The organism is Streptococcus sp. 3874 (genome assembly GCF_013276425.1).
Lineage (GTDB): Bacteria > Bacillota > Bacilli > Lactobacillales > Streptococcaceae > Streptococcus > Streptococcus pseudopneumoniae.
On record NZ_VMLA01000124.1, the window covers coordinates 1 to 1,809 of the forward strand.

General features: G+C 35.5%; 1 protein-coding gene. It reads left to right on the top strand.

The window, feature by feature from the left end; translation table 11 throughout:
* The first annotated feature begins 564 nt into the window (after positions 1 to 564).
* Complete coding sequence (locus tag HT703_RS10575; protein ID WP_000592975.1) at positions 565 to 1,710, top strand: site-specific integrase; 1,146 nt, start codon at positions 565 to 567, stop codon at positions 1,708 to 1,710.
* The last annotated feature ends 99 nt before the right edge of the window (positions 1,711 to 1,809 follow it).

A 1,809-nucleotide genomic window follows, 5' to 3' on the forward strand; every position in this document is an offset into this window, starting at 1 on the left:
AACTTTAGATAGAATTGACAAAAAATTAAAAGAATTGTACTTAAAAAATTGACATTTATAAAAGTTTACTCTATAATTAGGTTACTTAGAGGTTTACCCTCATATTTTTAAACTTTGAGCCTTTGCGCTCCAGGGAAGTAGCTTAATTGTTACTTCCCTTTTTTGAGTTATAAATACTTGAAATAAACAAAAGCACCCCCATATTCGCCAATAGCAACCTCATCCTATAGGTCTATTGTGCGAAATTGATATTTTTTGAAAATTATATTACAATACAGCTATCAGGAGTTTAGCTCCATAAAGTTTAGGTTTGGATTTTAGATCCATAACGTGATGGTAGCCGTATTTGATACGACTACTTTTCTTTTTATCTAGCAACTGTTTCCATTTTGGAAACAACTCAAAAAATCCCCACACTCTCCATCGCCAAACTTTGAGTGTGAGGATTCAACTTTCCACCTAGCAAGCAATGGAAAGGATGATAAAAAAATACAACTATAGTTTATCATAAGTTCTACACCTTTTCAACTATGCGGGCAAGCAATCGAAAAGAAAGGACTTTTTATGATAAAAAAATACCTTACAAAAAAAGGAGAGACTAGATATCTCTTTCAAACATATCTGGGTATAGACCCTGCTACTGGAAAAGAAAAGCGTACAACACGCCGTGGTTTTAAAACCATTAAAGAAGCTAAAGCAGCCGAACGTGACCTTCTCTTAGATGTTGAAGAGAACGGTTTTTCAAACAACGAAGATTTCCAGAACCCTACTTTCGCTGAAGTCGCTGAGTTATGGCTTGATAGCTATAAAAGTACTGTAAAACCAACAACCTATCAGAACGTTAAGAAAAAACTTCGTATTATAATTGACTCATATTTTACAGATATGAAAATTCAGCAGATCAGTGTAGCTTATTGTCAAAAGGTTGCTATCCAGTTAAGTAATCGCTATATCCTATATGCCAATTACTACTCTGTAATCAGCCGTATTTTCAAGTATGCCGTTTCTCTTGACATCATTAAGTTAAATCCCTTGGACAAGATTATCAAGCCTAAAAATAGACCCTTAAAGGGCAAAGAGAACCACTATACAAAACAGGAACTAACGGAGTTTCTTAAAGTTTACAAAGTAAATTGTAAGCCAGTAGACTACACCTTTTTTCACTTGCTCGCTTTTTCTGGATTGAGAACTGGAGAAGCAATTGGCCTCATGTGGTCAGATGTTGACTTTGAAAATAAGTTGTTAAGCATTTCTCGAACAGCTGTCGTTGTTAATAAAAAACAAACTGTTCAGGACCCTAAAACTAAAATGAGTAAGAGAGTGATCACCTTGGATGACACTACTCTGAACGTTTTGAAAATCTGGAAACGTCAGCAAATAAAAGAATATTTTCGGGCTAGTGTGCCTTACAAACATAATTCGAATTATATCTTTACGAATAGTTTCGGAGGATGGATTTCACCTTCAGCTGTGAAAGAGAGACTTAGAAGATTCTTTTGTGAACATAAAGATGTCAAAAAAATCACTCCTCACGGTTTCAGGCACACACACGCTTCTCTCCTCTTTGAAGCTGGTATTACAGCCAAAATTATTTCGGACAGATTAGGTCACAACAATGTTCAAACAACCCTTGATATGTATACCCACATCAATGATAATCAACGTTTTGAAGTCGTTGATCAGCTCATGGATTTCATTCGCTCCAGCTAAAAGTAGAGTCGTATTCAATCTCGTATTCACTTTTGGTTGACATGCTAGAAACCCACTGATTTCAAGGGACTAGGAAGCTGTGAGCAGTTTATACCATAA